The following is an 18,045-nucleotide window of genomic DNA, read 5'->3' on the forward strand; positions in this document are numbered from 1 at the left end:
TTGAAGCATGTCAGAATATAAACTCATATCACAAAAAAAACCAGCTTTTCCTGTTACCAAAAAACTAGGAAACTACTTAAAAAGACATAACAGAACTATAAAAATCCCTATTTTTTATGATGATTTGTTGCGTTTTCAAGGTTCGGTTGCTGTGTATGATAAACACGATAATGATACCTTATGGATACGTGTTTTTTATAATGAGTTTGAGCGGGCTGAAATTGATTTATACCTAAAAAAAGTATATAATATTTTACACTCTAACGGTTCTGATGCCAGTATTAAGCATTTAAATGTTGATGCTATCGATTTTTGTACGTTTGGTAACTCTAAACCTTTTCGTATAAAAATTCGAAATATTTTAAATGATAACTACACCTATTTTTACGTAAAAAAAACCGATGCTTCTCGTATTTACGGACTAGAGTTAGAGGATATTTTATCTCCTTACAACCTAAACTTTTTGGTATATGAAGACACGTTGATAGAAGAGCATATATCAGGAATTCCAGGAGATGTTTTTATCAATGATTATTTAGATGATTGTTTAGACATTGAAAAAGCACAACTGGCTAAAGAGTTTGTTAAATTTAACGAGCGTTGTATGATTCGTTTGTTAGGCGATATGCGTTCGTATAACTACGTAGTAGTGCCCACACACGATTTTGAAAATGTGGTATATAAAATTCGTCCGATAGATTTTGACCAACAATGTTACGAAGGGAAGTTTAAAGTTTATTATCCGCAGTTTTTTAAAGAAAATTTAAAGCTAGTTCAACTAGTTGGAGATAAGCTTACTTCAGAATCAATTGAGCAATATCAAATAGAAGAGCGATCAATTGTTGCTAAAAGAATTTTAGGTTCACGTTCTCGATTGAATCGTTTGCTTTCAGCTATGAAATCAGATAATATTTCTACACCCAAAAATATCGAACAATTAAAATCTGAAATTTTTGAATTTACAGGAGATATTAATTTTAGAGATAGTGATGGTATGGGAGAGGTTTTAGACAGTGCACTAACTTTTGTTCGTAGAAATTACGAAGATGTGAGTATGAAAACCATTATTCAACAACAGCAAAGATTACACTAGCCTTTTCTACTTCGAATACTTTCAATAATCACAGTTGCTAAAATTAAGCTTCCACCAATAAACGTGTTCCACGTAGGAATTTCGTTTAAGAAAATAAACGCTAACAAAATTCCGAAAATAGGTTGAATACTACTAATTATACTTGCGGTTGATGCCGAAAAAAACTGTAGTGAATGTACCATTAAACTATGTCCGATAGCCGTTGTTAACAAAGCCAATAACAGTAAATAGGGGAGCTGCTCTTGAAATCCTGAAACATCCATAAAAAATAAGACAGGGGCTAAGGTTATGGTAATTATTACCACTTGATAAAACATGAGCATTACTCCGTTGTATTGTTGTACGTACTGCTTTAAAATCAAAATTCTGATGGAATAACATAATGCAGAAAGCAAGCCAAACAACACACCTTGCACCTGTGTGTTTTGAATGTCAAAATCAGGAGCTAAAATGTATAAACCTAGCAACACAATCAACCCTAACACAATATGAATCGGGTTGAATTTAATTTTTAAAAACAGGGGTTCTAAAAAGGCAATCATGACCGGAAAGGTATATAACGACAACATTCCGATAGCTACATTAGACAGTTTTAACGCATAGAAATACGTAATCCAATGTGCACCCATAAAAATTCCCCCCATTAAAAAAGGGAACAAGTGCCTTCTTGATTGTATGGTTAAATCAATCTTTTTGAATCGGCAAAAGACATACAAAATCACCATAGCAAATGCCGAACGAAACCATACAATAACTTCCGAAGGCATTGCAATATACTTTCCTAATACTCCTGAAGTACTAATGAATAAGGTTGCTAAAAGTAATCCGGAAACATGTTGTATGTGGTTGTTTTGCATGAGCGTAAAAGTATGTCATTTCAACCAGAGGGAGAAATCTTAAGAAAATGAGTTACTTCATTGAGTGAGATTTCTCGCTACCGCTCGAAATGACGTTTTGTTTATTCCCGTCATTGCGAATGGACACTGAGCGGAGTCGAAGTGGAAAATGAAGCAATCTTCTGGTTATGAGCTTACATTGTCACATCGAGTGAATTTCTTTTTTCGATAGAGGAAAGAAATTTGTATCGAGATGCATATAAGCTGGTTCTCGATACAATTTTCACTCATTCTAATCGTGAAAACCACTCGAACAGACAACTTCTTTGTTTTGTCATTACGAATCTTTCGACTGTCGCTCAAGACAGACTAAAGTGAAGCAATCTCTAAGTCGTGAGTTCTTAATAAACAGATTACTTCGCTCGTTCCTCGCTCGCAATGACGTTTTATACTTTCTGTAAGGTTTCTAACGCCTTGTGTACACTATCAATTTTAATAAAGGTGATGAGTAAACGTAATCCGTTTTTGGTTTTCTTTTCTTTCATTACACAGCTCTTCGGATTTTGCTGTACATACCTCAACATTTTGGTAAAAGCTTCTGTTTGGTAAAAAGCACTTTGCTGATCGGATACAAAATAACCCAACATACGTTTTTGCTTTAAAATCACTTTTTCTAAACCTAGTTCTTTCGCTAACCATTTGATACGAACACTGTCTAATAAATCGGCAACTTGCGTTGGATATTCTCCAAAACGATCGATAATTTCGGTCTCAAAAGTTTGCAATTCCTCTTCCGTAGTTAAGGTTCCTAATTTGTTGTATAAACTCAAACGCTCCGTTACTGAGTTTACATAGTCGTCTGGGAAAAGAATTTCAAAATCGGTATCAATTTGCACCTCTTTTACATACTCTTTTGGCGCATTTTCATCCGTAGGATATAAGTCTTTAAACTCATTTTCTTTCAGTTCTTCAATGGCCTCATGTAGGATTTTCTGATAGGTATCAAAACCAATATCATTGATAAATCCACTTTGTTCTCCACCTAATAAATCTCCAGCACCACGAATTTCCAAGTCTTTCATGGCAATGTTCAATCCGCTTCCTAAATCAGAAAACAGTTCTAATGCCTGAATTCGTTTACGCGCATCGTCGGTCATATGATGATACGGTGGCGTGATAAAATAACAGAAGGCTTTTTTGTTCGAACGCCCTACACGACCACGCATTTGGTGTAAATCCGACAATCCGAAGTTATTCGCATTGTTGATGAAAATAGTATTCGCATTCGGTACGTCCAATCCACTTTCAATAATGGTGGTAGACACCAATACATCAAACTCATTGTTCATAAAACCAAGCATGAGTTCTTCTAACTTTTTTCCTTCCATTTGTCCGTGTCCAATACCAATTTTAGCACTTGGCACCAAACGTTGTAACAATCCTGCTACTTCTTTGATGTTTTCAATACGGTTATGGATAAAAAACACCTGTCCACCACGTGAAATTTCGTACGAAATCGCATCGCGAATGGTTTCTTCGCTAAAGCGAATCACGTTGGTTTCTATGGGGTGACGGTTGGGTGGTGGTGTTTTAATCACCGATAAATCACGCGCCGCCATCAAACTGAACTGTAAAGTACGTGGTATCGGTGTTGCCGTTAAAGTCAATGTATCTACATTTTCTTTAATGGTTTTTAGTTTGTCTTTTGCTGCTACCCCGAATTTTTGTTCCTCATCAATAACCAATAATCCCAAATCTTTAAACTGAACTGCTTTATTGGTTAACTGGTGCGTTCCAATTACAATATCTACACTTCCATCAGCAACTCCTTCTAACACGCCTTTGCGTTGTTTTGTGGTTCTAAAACGGTTTAGGTAGTCAATCGTAACCGGAAAGTCTTTTAATCGCTTAGAAAAGGTTTTAAAGTGCTGAAATGCTAAAACCGTGGTTGGTACGAGCACCGCAACCTGTTTTCCATTATCTACCGCTTTAAAAGCCGCTCTAATGGCAATTTCTGTTTTTCCAAAACCAACATCACCACATACCAAACGATCCATCGGTTGTTCTTTTTCCATATCGGCTTTTACCTCTTGAGTAGAAGAGAACTGATCGGGTGTATCTTCGTATAAGAAACTGGCTTCCAGCTCATGTTGCATATGTGTGTCGGGTCCGAAAGCAAATCCTTTTTGTAGTTTTCGTTTTGCGTATAACTGAATTAAGTTAAACGCAATATGTTTTACGCGGGCTTTGGTTTTTTGCTTGACTTTTTTCCAAGCATTCGACCCTAGTTTATATACTTTAGGCGGTTTACCGTCTTTTCCGTTAAACTTGGAAATTTTGTGTAGTGAGTGAATACTTACGTACAAAATATCGCGATCGCCGTAAATTAACTTGATAGCTTCTTGCTTTTTGCCTTCTACATCTATTTTTTGAAGTCCTCCAAACTTTCCAATACCATGGTCGATATGTGTTACATAATCACCCACATCTAACTTGGTAAGCTCTTGTAGCGTAATCGATTGTTTTTTTGCGTATCCGTTTTTGAGTCGGAATTTGTAATAACGTTCAAAGATTTGATGATCGGTATAACAAACTATTTTACTATCAATATCTACAAATCCTTGGTACAACGGAAACACGATGGTTTCATAGGAAACTTTACTTCGACTACGCTCAGTACTAGCTTCTTCGTGGTCATCAAAAATATCGTGGAAACGTTGTGCTTGCTGTTCGTTAGAACATAAAATATAATTGGTAAATCCTTTGGCCGAAAATTCGTTGAAATTCTGAATTAATAGGTCGAATTTTTTGTTGAAAGACGGTTGTGGGTGGGTATCGAAGTTGATACTTGGAACGCCTTCATAAGATTCCTCACCACGTTCGGAATGACGGTTTTTACCGATGTCAACTGTTGTAAAATCTTGTAGTTGATTACGAATGAGCTCTCCGTTACAAAACAATTCTTCGGGTTTTGCATGGTTGATTTCAGTAGATAATTCGTTAAACGATAGTTCTGCTTTTCGGTAGAATTTATCCAGCGAATCGCTTAATAAGTCTACATTTTTCACAAAAACAGCCGTTTTAGCCGATATGTATTTTAAAAAGCTTTCTCGTGACTCCTGCAATGTTTTATTTTCTACATTCGGCATAATGCTTACTTTCTTCAGTTTTTCTTTAGAAAGTTGCGTTTCTACATCAAACGTTCGGATGCTGTCTACCTCATCGCCAAAAAACTCTATACGATAGGGTTCGTCGTGAGAAAACGAAAACACATCGATAATTCCACCACGTACCGAAAACTCTCCTGGTTCGGTTACAAAATCGACACGTTTAAAATGGTACTCGAACAGTACTTCGTTGACAAAATCGAGCGATACTTGCTCGCCCACCACCACTTTTAGCGTGTTTTTTTCCAGCTCTTTTTTGGTGACTACTTTTTCGAACAAGGCAGTAGGGTAGGTAACAATAATCGCAGGTTTTTTACGAGAATTGATACGGTTTAACACCTCTGAACGTAGCAGTACATTGGCATTGTCGGTTTCTTCAATTTGATAGGGTCTGCGATACGAACCCGGATAAAACAACACGTTTTTATCGCTTAATAACTGCTCTAAATCGTTTAGATAATAAGCAGCTTCTTCCTTGTCGTTAAAAATTAACAAGTAAGGTTTATCGGCTTGTTTAAAAGTTTCGGAAATGACAAAAGACAACGAAGAACCGACCAAATTCGTGATTTGAAAATGGTGTGGATCTTGTTGAAGCTGATTTACAATCTGTTTTACATTCTCAGATTGTTGATAGTGATTTACAATTGCTTGCTTGCTCAACGTACAAAAATTTTACGCAAATGTACGAGGATTATTTCAGTTTAATAAAGTGTGTTTATCTGATAATTTTGTTATAATATTTTATTTATTAAGATTTGATAAAACCTCCTTCTTATCTTTTAGTTCATTTTGAACTTGCTCTAATACTTCTTTCACAAACTCGTTCCCTTTAGCTACCGAATTTGTTCCTCCCATGGCATCATAAACTATATACGTGTTTTGGATTGCATTATTAACTATTTCATCTGTCATTTTGCTAATGTCTATTTTCCCTATATCTCCAGATGTTGGTTTTATTTTATCACATAAGATAGAAGTAACATACATTGCAACATGAAATTTTATGTCTCCAATTTGAGGTCTTGAAAGTTTTGGAGTATCATACTCTTTCAAAAGAACTTCAACCTTCTTTTGAATAAGAATTCCTTTATGGTACATCTCTAAAGACAAACTATCCTTAAATATATTTTGGTAATCACTATTGTTTTTGATTAATGTAGAAGGTCTTGCTCTTGCATAATCAGGTTTTTGATTATAAATTCCAGTTATTATTTGTGCCAAGTATGGTATACTAATAATTTTATTTACTGGTTTTCCTTGATTTTTATGATAATTTTTTCTTCGATCATAATAATAACCTTTTGAGAATAAAAAATCTTCAATATCTCTATGGATAGGATCAGTAGCTCTTAAAGATGCTGGAGGTATATTAGTTTGACTATTTGTTGCTTTTATTACATTCAGCCTACTTTTTTCATCTTGCACTTTAATAACTCTTAAAAGCACATTCCTTTTCTCACTCTCTATTTTATTCTCAGAAAAATACTTATGTATTTCAAAAGAAGTTTGAAGTCCATTAACTATCTGAGGGTCTTCTATATGTAGTTTTTTACTTGCAAAAGTTGCATCGATTGCTGTAATTGTAACTCCATTATTCAACCACCAAAAATCTTCATTTTCATTTTGATTAATTAATGTTTTTCTAATTTCTTTATTAACATCAACATTAACTTGATAATCTCTAATATTAGCGTCAAAAAAATATCTTATTAGATTAGTATTATCATCTGTTATAAAGTCATGATAATTTTTTATCGGCACAATTGCAATGTACCCTCCATCTTGAGTTGAAATAGGGTTATCATTTAAAACTACATCTTTACTTCTTAATTGTTCTTTTCTTGATAAGTCTATAAGTTTTTTTGCTGTAACAAAGTCAAATAATACTTCTGCCTTATCAAAGTGTGTTTTTATTGAGTTTACCAAAATTTCTACTTTTCTTTCTACATTTGGATGTATTTCGGAACCTTTTGTTATGTAAAAATAGTGAAATCTTAAAACAGGAAATTTTGAAGCTAAGTGAAGGTACTGTTTTCTAAAAACTTCTACATTAGCAAGTAAATCTGAATTGTACACTCTTCTCAGTGAATTTATAGATTTATTTAAATCAAATATATCTATGGCTGAAGAATTGCATTTTTCTATTGGTGTTTCTCCAAAACTATGTACGTTTTTTGATTGTAAAATATAAACATCAATTACTGAGTTTCTCTTTCCATCAATCAACTCACTATCTCTTTGCACAAGCTCCTGATTAACAAATGTATAAATTGAATCGATTCCCCCATCACCTCCGTTATCTACAATACCTTCTTCGATTTCATCATAAGAGAGTTCCGAATCTTTCATAACTTGTTCTGTAACAAATAAGTGAAAATAATCATCTGCTGATAACTCTGGGTACAATTCCTTTCTGTTCTGTTCAATTAATGTTTGAAGTACTATTTGATTATTATCTGCCATATTTTTAAGCTTAGATATGTAACTTTTTTTAAAATTAAACATATACAAATACTATTCTTTACGGTAACCCATAAAGAAGTGTTTGTTGTTACTTTTTAAATAAAAAAATAGTTGAGATAAGGGGTAGTACTACTTTTTACTTTTTTAGCGTGTTAAACATAGTAAAAAAAGAGGAGAGAGGCAAGGGGTATTTATTTGTGTGTGAGTTTGTAAGGGTGTTTGTAGCTTTAGAGAGTATTTGTAACTCCCATGAATGAGATTCCTCTCTTCGTTCGGAATGACAACTCATTACGTCATTTCGAAGGAGAGACGACTGAGAAATCTTTTAATCGTGTGTTAGGTATTTTAAAGGATATTTTTCAACTCAAATTAAACAGATTTCTCGCTATCGCTCGAAATGACAGGACACCAAGAATAAAGCAACAACTACAACGTCATTTCGAAGGAGGAACGACTGAGAAATTTTTTAGTTGTGTGTTAGTGACTTTCAAGGATGCTTCTGACTCCCATGAATGAGATTTCTCTGTCGCTCATAAAATCGCTCCTTCGAAATGACAGAAAGAATTGGAATGACAGTATTAATTAAAACACTTCATTATTCAAAAAATGCCACTCAGGATTAAAACTATTAATCAAGTTTTCTTTCTTTTCTCTGCGCCATTTTTTTAATTCTTTTTCTCGTTGAATTGCTTCTTTTACGCTCTCGAAATTTTCATAGTAAACTAAATAATAGCAGTTGTACTTTCCTGCAAAGGATTTTTTAGCATGTTCACTATCAAAATAATGTTGCGATAATCGTTTTTGAAGATCGTTGGTAACACCAATATATAGCGTGGTTTTATTCTTGTTTGTAATGATGTATACAACGTATTTGTTTAGCATTTTTCTTTTAAATATATGAAAAATTCTACACGTCATTTCGAACTGAAGTGTAACGAAAGTGAGAAATCTTACAATCACATATAGGAAACTTTCAATGATATTTCTAACTCCCATAAAAAGATTCCTCTCTTCGTTCGGAATGACAACTCAAATGTCATTTTGAACTAAAGTGTAACGGAAGTGAGAAATCGTAAGGTTCAGCGAAGCTAAATCTTATGGTTGTCTGTTAGGTGCTTCAACAGCATGTTCGTGACTCAAATTAGAAAGATTTCTCGCTATCGCTCGAAATGACAAGACAATTAAAAACCCTACTGTCATTTCGAAGGAGGGACGACTGAGAAATCTTACAATCCTGTGTTGGGTACTTTCAAGAATGTGACCGACTCCCTTGAGAGAGATTTCTCGCTATCGCTCGAAATGACAGTAAGGTTATCCCTTATGAATAACAATCGCTCCAACTCGTGCTAACTGACTTACAAAATCAAATACATCCATCAATTCCCAAGTAGGAGTGAGGTGGTTTTGTAGTTCATCAAAACTTATGGTTTCTCCTGTGTTTAGCTTTTCTATAATTGTACTTAGTTGTGAGTTATTACTAACAACAACTTCATTTCCTCTTGCCATTATACAGGTTTTCTCTGTGTTTTCTGTATGTATTAACAACGGAAAAATCGTTTTTCCCTTAATTTGAAATGGCGGGTTGGGTAAACTTTCTTTGTTCTCAACTATTGAAGGTTGTAAAACTCCTGCGTTACTTTTTAGCCTAGTAATATATTTTGAAAGTGTTTTTTTGTATTGCTGTTCCCACGTTTTACGGTTTAATAAGCTATTCCAATCCAATTCTTCGGTGGTTACATCTACTGGTGGTAAATACCCTACATTCGGATTTTTTTGTAGCTCTTTTGAGGCTATTTGTGTGGCAATTGTTTTTTCTAAATAATCTCTCGACGGATTTATATAATCCATTACCACACTCAACGAAAACTCATCGGTTTTTGCAATATGGTATACATGATGCGGAATAAACATGGCCGATTTTGCTTTTAACGGATATGTTGTAGATGTTGGTAACATTGCATCTACTTCGTGGAAAACTTGCGTATTGTGTTCTATTTGGTTGTATTCTTCAATATCCCAAGTGTAAAAATCTTTATGGTTGGGGCCTAAATGAAACAAGAAACCTTCTTCTCCTTTGGCTTCTTTATGAATTCCGAAAGGAGTAAAACCATAGTTTCCCATAAAAAATAAAAAAGAGAGTCCGCCTAAAGGCATTCCTGCTTTTTGAAGTAAGGGAGCTACAATGTGACACATTCTCTCGGTAAACTCATTGCTAAAGCTTTCTAAACTATTGAAAACAACTCCGAATTTTTGATCTCTGAAAAGCTTCACACACCATTGTTCAATAGTTTCCTCTTCTTTTGGTCTATTGGCTACCATTTCTTCTGCTATTCCGTTTTGCAGTTCGTGGTTTATGTATACTTTAATGCCTTTGTGCAATTCTCCTTTGTCTAAAAATCGATTGATGATGTTTTTTAATTCTTGTTTTAAAAAGATCACATCATCATCAGAAAGTATATTATCTACTGAGGTTGGTTTGGTAAGTTCTTGTGAGTTTTGGTAGAGTTTTTTCCAAGTTTCAGAATTCTTCTCGTTGTTCATAGTCTGATTTTATAGCTTATGTTGATAAAAATAAGGTATTTTGAAAATTATTTTTACGCTTTTATTCCTTTATTTTAATCAGTTATACCTGCTCATATGTTATTATGATGTAGGTGGGGAGTGAATTAGTCTTATAGTGGTGTATCAGGAACTTTCATGAATGTTTCTGACTACCTTGGATGAGATTCCTCTCTTCGTTCGGAATGACAGGACAATTAAAAACCTCACGTGTCATTTCGAAGGAGGTACGACTGAGAAATCTTATAATTTTATGTTAGCTAATTTCTAGAGTGTTTCTGACTGACATGAATAAGATTTCTCGCTATCGCTCGAAATGACAGAAAGCTTGAAATGATAAGTAAGAAATAAATAAAAAGCTGCCTAAATAGACAGCTTTTTTGTTTTTATATCGTTTCTGAAGTGTTTAAGACACTTTCTACAGCATCTCTTACCATTCTGGATACATCTTCTAAAAAGGGTTTTAAAACGTTTGTAGCTTCTTCAGATTCGGAAAGCATTTCTATTAGTTCTACACGTTTGTCAACTGAGAAGTTTTGTGATAAATCAAACAGTTTTTCTGCTCCTAAAGCAATAAACCAATGTTTTGAGGCTTCATTATATTCATCAAGTGCTATATCTGCAATGTATGATGGATTAACCTCTAAACTATCTAAAAGATTTAGTAGGTATGTAAATGCTGCTTCTTTGTACTCATCTTCTTCTGATTTTTCTCTTATTTCTTCTAAGCTCACTTTTTTTTCACGTACTTTCATTCGTAAAAATGCTTTAGTAAAGTCTCTTGTTAGCATTTGGGTTCCTTCTAAGCTATGGTTTGCAAAAAGCTTGATAAAACGATGTTGTTTTTCCTCTGGTAACATCCAAATAAATTGCTGAATGGTCATTGCTGAATAGTTTCTGTCGTAAGCTCTAAATTCTTCTTTTTTGAGCATTTTATTACATAATGATGCCATATCTGCATAACTCACCTCATCATCTAAATATTCTTGTAATTTGGTAACTAACATTTCAACATCTTCCTTATCAGTATTTTTATTATGAATGGAGTTTAAAATTGCTTCTGTATCTATTTCTTCTGGAAATAACACAAACTGACCGTATGGTAGTGATACTTTTTTTGATGTTATTTGTGAGTCTTCAAACCTATGATCGTTATACGCTTTGTCTAACTGTAAAATAACGAGTTCTTCTCCTTTCTTTTGAAGTAATTGAACTTGGTTATAGTCGTTATTTTTTGTGGAAAGGTTGGTAACTGCGTTTGGATGAAATGATATTGGCAATTTTTCTAAAGCAGAGACTTCTTCATTTTCATCGTTATAGTAATTATAAAAACTTTTGCAGATGGTGGCATTGTATGTAGTCAATCTTTTATACCACGGTACTAAGTTTTCTTGAAATAATTTACTTACTGTTTCTTTAAATGCTTCTGGTTGATTGAAAGGAAAACGTTCGTTTTGTAACGATAAATCGATAAAATATTCAATTCGTCTATGCGCATCAATGTAGTGCATTCCTTCATCTAAGGCTAGTGCACGCTTTTTATCTATTACATCAAACATACCTGTTGCAGTACTGTCTATTTCATTATATTTATCTAACCATACTAAATATGGGGCTTTATCTCCTTCCCAACTATTATGAAACATTTTTTGAGCTACTACCATTTGAAAAGCAATACTTTGTGATTTTGGTACTCCATTTTTTTCAATTCTGTCGTAAAAATCAATTTCTTTTAATGGATTTTCAAATGAATAGTCGTATTCATCGTCTGCTGTTATTTTTGCTAATAATTGTATTACTTTTTGTGGAGCTAAAGCAACCCATAGTTTCCACAATCGCTTTGCTTGATGCTGACTTGGTAATGGCATTTGTGATAACCAATAACAAATAAGTACTGTACGTTGATTGTCTTCATAAGCATTATCGAATAAATCGTACTTTTTTTGTTTAGTACTTGCTTCTTCTTTTTTGTCTACTCGTAAGACTTTTTTGAATATTTCTAGTGCTTCTTCTTCCGTTAACGTGCTGTTTACCTCAGTAATATATCCTAAAGCTTGCTCTTTAATAGGATCTAAATCTTTATCCTTTTCATCAATAGGATTTATCAATGATTCTTCTACCATTTTAGCTATTAACGTCCAAACATTTTCATTGATATAATTGAATAAACCTTGAGTATATTCATCACCTACACGTTGTTGAAAGTCTTGAAAGAGTAAGTGCGTTGCTAAAGCACAACATCCTAAATTGTCTTTTGGCCACCAAGAGCAATCGCGTCGTTCTCTTTTTTCTTCAAAAACAAAAGCTGCATCGTCAAAATTCTTTTTAGAAAGTTTTGTATCAAGATCTGCAAACTCTCGTAATACTTCTATTATGATATTTTTCTCATGCTTTTCTTTCTCTTCTGGTGTTGCTTCTTTTGAAAGCTGCGGATGATAGCGTTGCTGATACTCTTCGACACTTAATAAAGGATCGTTTTTAGTTACAATATCTTTAATATCGTCATCAAACGGTTTTTTACCAAAGGCGTAATAAAACACATCTAGTATACGTAAATACATTTCGTTACATTCTTGTTGTCTTTGTGCTACTTCTGTATCTTCTGGTGTACCTGTAGGTCGTGTTTTAATGGTAAGAATTAGACCGTTTTGATAAATTTCTTCAACATCTTCTTCTTCTAATGACAGTAATTCTGCTGTAACATCACTAATAATATTTTCTAGAGATTCACGAACTTCATTTTCATCACGATAACCACCTGTGAAATACAGCATTCGTAAGTACATAACACGAGCATGCTCTTTAGCTAAGGGCAATAAATCTGTCTGTGGTAAATCGTTTAAAGCATCTTTATGTTGACCAGTTTGTACATATTTCCAAAGATCTGCACCACGATGTAAGTGTAAGATTAGTTCCTTTACACTTTTTAAACCGTCTCCATATTCATAATTATCAAAATAGGCTTCTCTTTCTTCGTCTTCGTCCTTTTCTCTTTGCGCTTCTTCATTAATTTTACTTAAAGGTTTTTGAAGTGCATTTTTAATCTTTTTTTCTAAATCAAATGCCTCATTTTCTAAAGTGTCTTCAATAAAATGTTCTTGTAATACCTCTTCATTATCCTCTATCGACTCAGCCCATTCTTCAGCAACAACTACTAAACTGAAGTAAATATCTAATACAGGATGTGTTTCTTCTGGGTCATCATCACTGTAAGGTAATAGTACTGGTTCTTCTAAAAATCGCTCTTGAAGCGCTCGTTTAAAATAGGTATATTCTTCTGGATTTGCTTTTAAATAATTTCCTAATGATTTTTCTTGTGATGTTACAATAGCTTGTCTAAAATAACTATTATCACACCAAATAAAAGCTTTAATCATAGGTCTGTTCCATCCATTTTTTTGGAATAAATCGCGTAAATACTCTTCGTAACCTACAGCGTGTTCATCATCCCAATAAGGAATTAAAAATTGCGATAATAAGTAGGTATAATTAGCATCTGTTCGCGCTAGCATATACAACGCCTCGATACCAAAAACACGCATATCGTCTATCCATAAATTCCAAGTATCATTAAAACGCCTACTGTGTGCTACTATTGCTTTTGCGGTGGTAACTACCGCTTCTTTTAATGAAGGATATTCTAGTGCAATGGCAAAAAAGAGTACTTCAGAAATATAAATTTCATCAGTATCTCCAATATGATCTGGGTAATAGCTTGGGCCTCCATCTGGTCCCATGTTCAATGCACTTTTTACCAACTTTTGATTGTTGGTATCTGCTACTTGAATACGACGTTGAGTATCGTTTTCAATAATTTTAAACTCTACATCAAACACCTGGTTTACGACTGCTTTGTTGGTGTCTAATAATTCTTTGTACTTTACTAGAGCTTCTTTAATAGAGGCTTCGTTTCCTAAATAAAAAGGAATGATTTGATGCTTATCAAATTGATTCATTTACAATAAAATTTTTAGTTTTCTTTTCAATTTTTTTGAGAAGAGTGACTGAATAGAAACTACAGCAATGTTTTTGCTATTCTTTTTTTAAGCTGAAGTAATTAACAATCGTGGGGAACTCTGCGCAAAAACTCTACACAAATTTACATTTTCGTTCAGATTTTACACTTAATAGAATTCAAATTTTACAATATTTTAACAGATAAAAAAGTGGTGTTTTTCTTAGTTATTTAGTTTTGAATTAGATACATTTTTTTAAGTCAGTTTCAGTCTTGATGGGATATTTACTGCTAAAATATTTAAACAGATTTCTCTTTACAGTCGAAATAAAAAATGTAGAGTAAAAGAACCTAAAAGTTATTATCTAATTCACAAACATTTACCTGACTCAAAATCTTCTTTGGTAATTGGTTTTCCATTCATGGTGTCAGTATCCCAATCTTGTGCAATTAACCAAGTATTATTCTTTTTATTTAGTACCACATGAAACCTACCATATACTGTGCGAGGTTCTTTATCTTTTTCAGTATATATAACCCGATAATACCCCACTTCATAACCTGTGTTTTCTTTATAGATTCTTTGATTGAAACAAAAATCTATTCGTCTTTTTTTGGTTGTTTGTTTTTTATAGGATGTTTGTATTGAATTTTTGTATTCCTCTCCTATACGAATTCCGTACTTGTTTACTCTTAACACATCGTTAGTATGTAAATTATTAAATGATTCCCAATCTCTGGCTTCAAAAGATTTTTTAAATGGTTGCCATATTTGTTGATTAACCTCTTTTTCTATTATTTCATTGTTTTGTGAAAAACTCAACGTAACCGAAACTAATAAAATTAAAATAGTATATACCGTTTTCATTTTTGATAAGATTAAAAATTCATTTGTTAACAAGTTAGTAATTTTTCAAGAGTAAAACTATTTTAAATTTTATCGATTCACTTTTTAAAATTTATAAGTATTATTTATTCTTTTATTTTTTTCTCTATCATTTTTATTAAAACCAGCGTAATCGGTGTTTTAAAGGGTTAAAAAAAGTTTTCATAAGCATTTGTATTAGCTAAAAATAAAAACTCTTTAAAACAGATAAAAAACCACTGTTTTTAATTAACATAATTTATGTGTTTTTAAATTATAATAAGAAAAAATAATACTTTGTTTTTAGCCAGAATTGTTAACTTTCGACGGTATTTTATGTGACTTTATTTAAAATTTGCTTCTACATAAAACCACTTACTTTCAATTAGAAAAAACAAAAAAATTATGTCAATATCAGATTTATATTCAACCGGAAAACACAAACAAGAAATAGGGCACTTTGCTAGCGTAGTAAAAATTGCTAAAACTGATGGAATTATTTCAGAAGGAGAGCAATTGTTATTAGACAGAGCTGCAAAAAAATTAAATATTAGTGAAGAAGAATATCAACTAATTTTAAAAAATCCTGAAAAGTACCCGATAAACGCTCCTGTAAGTTACGATGAACGTATAGAGCGCTTGTATCGTTTAACTAGAATGATTTTTGCTGATGAAGATGTAGCTAAAGAAGAAGTTGGTATACTCCGTAAAATTGCAGTAGCTTTGCATTTCTCTACTGAGAATGCTGAAAAAGTTTGCGATGAAGCCGTTCATTTAGTTTTAAACAATAACGACTTAGATGATTTTACCGCAGCTATTAAAAAGGTAAATGCCAATTAAATTAATTATACTAAAAACTTATTAAACCAGTTATTAGTCTAAACACTTATCTCCCGATGAAACATAAAATTTTATTCATAGCAATCTTTACTTGTTTAACAACATCCGTTTTTTCTCAAAACTTAAACGACTCTTGGCAAATAGGTGTAGGTTTTGGAATAACAAAATTTAGTGAAAGTGATGCTGCTTTTATTGGCGATCAATATTTATTTCAAGTACCTACTTTAAGCTTAACCATGCCAATAGGTGATCGTTTTTCATTAGACGGTGCTATGTCTTTTAATACTATTGATGATGTTGGTTTTATTAAAAACTCAGCAAAGTATTTTTCTATGGATGCTTCGTTTCGTTATAACTTGAATGCTATGTTTAACAAATTTGCTCCGTATGTTTTTATAGGAGGTAGTGTAGTTGATTCTGAACGTAAAATGACTCCTACACTTAATGTTGGTGCTGGTGGAATTTATTGGGTTAGTGATAATATTGGTGTTAATCCACAATTATACTACAAACACTCTTTTGAAGGCTATGAAAGTATGCGTTCACACATTCAAGGAACTTTAGGTGTTGTATTTAAATTAAACTGGAATAATGGTGGTGCTAATAATGGTCGTAATGCTGCCAAACATTTAGGAGGTTGTATGTTTTAAACCTCTATTTAATATATAAAAAAAGCCGCTTAAACAGCGGCTTTTTTATTTTTTATGATAGTTCCTTTATCGCGTTTTGTATTCTAGTAATAGTAGTTTCTTTGCCTATCATTGTCATAATATCAAACAAATCTGGGCCCGCAAGCTTTCCTACCAAACTTAAACGTAGTGGTTGCATTACTTTACCAAATCCTATTTCTTTTGAGGTAATCCATCCTTTAATTTCAGTTTCAGTATTTTCAATTGAAAAATCTTCTATTTTAGAAATTACTTCTACTAATTCTTGCATTAACTCACTCGTAGTATCTTTCCATTGCTTTTTAACCGCTTTTGCATCGTATTCTGAAGGATTTTTAAAGAAAAAGCTAGATAACTCCCAAAAATCAGCTACAAACGTTGCACGCTCTTTTATTAAAGAAACTATTTTTTCTGCCTGATCTTTATCTGTAATTATTCCTTTTTTTTCAAGAATAGGCAAAAATAATGCTGTAAGCTCTTCGTTAGACTTTTGCTGTAAATACTGTTGGTTAAACCATTTAGTTTTGTCTGGACTAAACTTGGCTCCTGATTTACTTACACGTGCTAAATCGAACGCTTCTGTTAATTCTTCTAAACTAAAAATTTCTTGTTCTGTTCCAGGATTCCATCCTAAGAATGCTAACATATTTATAAATGCATCAGCAAAATAACCATCCTCTTTGTATCCACGTGAAACATCACCTGTTTGCTCATTGGTATATTCTAACGGGAATACTGGAAAACCTAATTTATCACCATCTCGCTTACTTAATTTTCCTTTTCCTACTGGTTTTAAAATTAATGGTAAGTGTGCAAATTTTGGTGCTTTCCAATCAAACGCACGATATAATAACTCATGTAGTGGGAGAGAAGGTAACCATTCTTCACCACGAATTACATGTGAAATTTCCATTAAATGGTCATCTACAATATTTGCTAAGTGATAAGTTGGCATACCATCAGATTTAAACAATACTTTATCATCTAAGGTATTTGTTTCCACTTTAATCGTACCACGGATTTCATCTTGTAAAATTAAGGTCTCGTCTTGTGGAGTTTTAAAACGGATTACGTATTTTTCTCCTGCACTAATCTTAGCCGCAACTTCTTCTTTAGATAATACTAATGAATTTACCAATCTTCCTTTTTCTCGATTGTGCCAGTTGTAAATAAAGGTTTTTCCTTTTTCTTCATGATCTTTACGGTGTGCATCTAATTCTTCAGCTGTATCAAAAGCATAATACGCCCAACCAGATTCAATTAACTGATCTGCGTATTTTTTATACAAATCTTTACGTTCTGACTGACGGTAAGGTCCGAATTTTTCGTTTTTACCTGGACCTTCATCAAATGGAATATTACACCACTCTAACGAATCGATGATATATTGTTCTGCATTGGCTACATAACGGGTTTGATCTGTATCTTCAATACGTAAAACAAAGGTTCCATTATGTTTTTTAGCAAATAAATAATTGAATAAAGCAGTTCTTACACCACCTATGTGTAAAGGTCCTGTCGGACTCGGAGCAAAGCGTACTCTTACGTTCTCAGTCATTTTTTTATTGATTTGAAAGCGCAAAGATAGTTGTATGTTAA

11 protein-coding genes are annotated in these 18,045 nt (G+C 33.1%); 3 read left to right on the plus strand and 8 right to left on the minus strand.

What is annotated here, in order from left to right; genetic code table 11:
* Positions 1–7 precede the first annotated feature (7 nt).
* Entirely contained in the window at positions 8–1,093 is a 1,086-nt protein-coding gene (locus tag D6T69_RS02515; RefSeq protein WP_125066303.1) for a flagellar basal body-associated FliL family protein, read from the plus strand.
* Here D6T69_RS02515 and D6T69_RS02520 read toward each other — a convergent pair.
* From D6T69_RS02520 to D6T69_RS02550, 7 genes are all read right to left on the minus strand, one after another.
* Positions 1,090–1,950 (minus strand): DMT family transporter, encoded by an 861-nt coding sequence (locus D6T69_RS02520; protein ID WP_125066304.1) that lies wholly within the window; start codon positions 1,948–1,950, stop codon positions 1,090–1,092. The two genes, D6T69_RS02515 and D6T69_RS02520, sit on opposite strands and share 4 nt — an antisense overlap.
* 425 nt (positions 1,951–2,375) lie before the next feature.
* On the minus strand, positions 2,376–5,756 hold the full coding sequence (mfd, locus tag D6T69_RS02525; protein WP_125066305.1) for a transcription-repair coupling factor: 3,381 nt from the start codon (positions 5,754–5,756) through the stop codon (positions 2,376–2,378).
* An 81-nt stretch (positions 5,757–5,837) separates the two neighbouring features.
* Positions 5,838–7,559 (minus strand): AIPR family protein, encoded by a 1,722-nt coding sequence (locus D6T69_RS02530; protein ID WP_164506676.1) that lies wholly within the window; start codon positions 7,557–7,559, stop codon positions 5,838–5,840.
* Positions 7,560–8,141: 582 nt separating this feature from the next.
* Positions 8,142–8,441, minus strand: coding sequence for a GIY-YIG nuclease family protein (locus D6T69_RS02535; RefSeq protein WP_125066307.1), 300 nt, complete (start codon positions 8,439–8,441; stop codon positions 8,142–8,144).
* Between the two features lie 429 nt (positions 8,442–8,870).
* Positions 8,871–10,100: an RNA methylase gene (locus D6T69_RS02540; RefSeq protein ID WP_125066308.1), complete on the minus strand. Its 1,230-nt coding sequence runs from the start codon at positions 10,098–10,100 to the stop codon at positions 8,871–8,873.
* Between the two features lie 404 nt (positions 10,101–10,504).
* The gene (locus tag D6T69_RS02545) at positions 10,505–14,074 is read right to left on the minus strand and encodes a hypothetical protein (protein ID WP_125066309.1); all 3,570 of its coding nucleotides are present in this window, start codon (positions 14,072–14,074) and stop codon (positions 10,505–10,507) included.
* Positions 14,075–14,443: 369 nt separating this feature from the next.
* Complete coding sequence (locus D6T69_RS02550; protein WP_125066310.1) at positions 14,444–14,941, minus strand: nuclear transport factor 2 family protein; 498 nt, start codon at positions 14,939–14,941, stop codon at positions 14,444–14,446.
* A gap of 402 nt (positions 14,942–15,343) precedes the next feature.
* Between D6T69_RS02550 and D6T69_RS02555 the strand changes: the two genes are divergently transcribed.
* Together D6T69_RS02555 and D6T69_RS02560 are read left to right on the plus strand one after the other, a co-directional pair.
* Positions 15,344–15,778, plus strand: coding sequence for a tellurite resistance TerB family protein (locus tag D6T69_RS02555; protein WP_125066311.1), 435 nt, complete (start codon positions 15,344–15,346; stop codon positions 15,776–15,778).
* Positions 15,779–15,834: 56 nt separating this feature from the next.
* On the plus strand, positions 15,835–16,428 hold the full coding sequence (locus D6T69_RS02560) for a transporter family protein (protein WP_125066312.1): 594 nt from the start codon (positions 15,835–15,837) through the stop codon (positions 16,426–16,428).
* A 52-nt stretch (positions 16,429–16,480) separates the two neighbouring features.
* Here D6T69_RS02560 and gltX read toward each other — a convergent pair whose 3' ends face one another.
* Positions 16,481–18,004: a glutamate--tRNA ligase gene (gltX, locus tag D6T69_RS02565; protein WP_125066313.1), complete on the minus strand. Its 1,524-nt coding sequence runs from the start codon at positions 18,002–18,004 to the stop codon at positions 16,481–16,483.
* Between the last annotated feature and the right edge of the window lie 41 nt (positions 18,005–18,045).

Origin of the sequence: Tenacibaculum singaporense, assembly GCF_003867015.1 — a bacterium.
GTDB lineage: Bacteria > Bacteroidota > Bacteroidia > Flavobacteriales > Flavobacteriaceae > Polaribacter > Polaribacter singaporensis.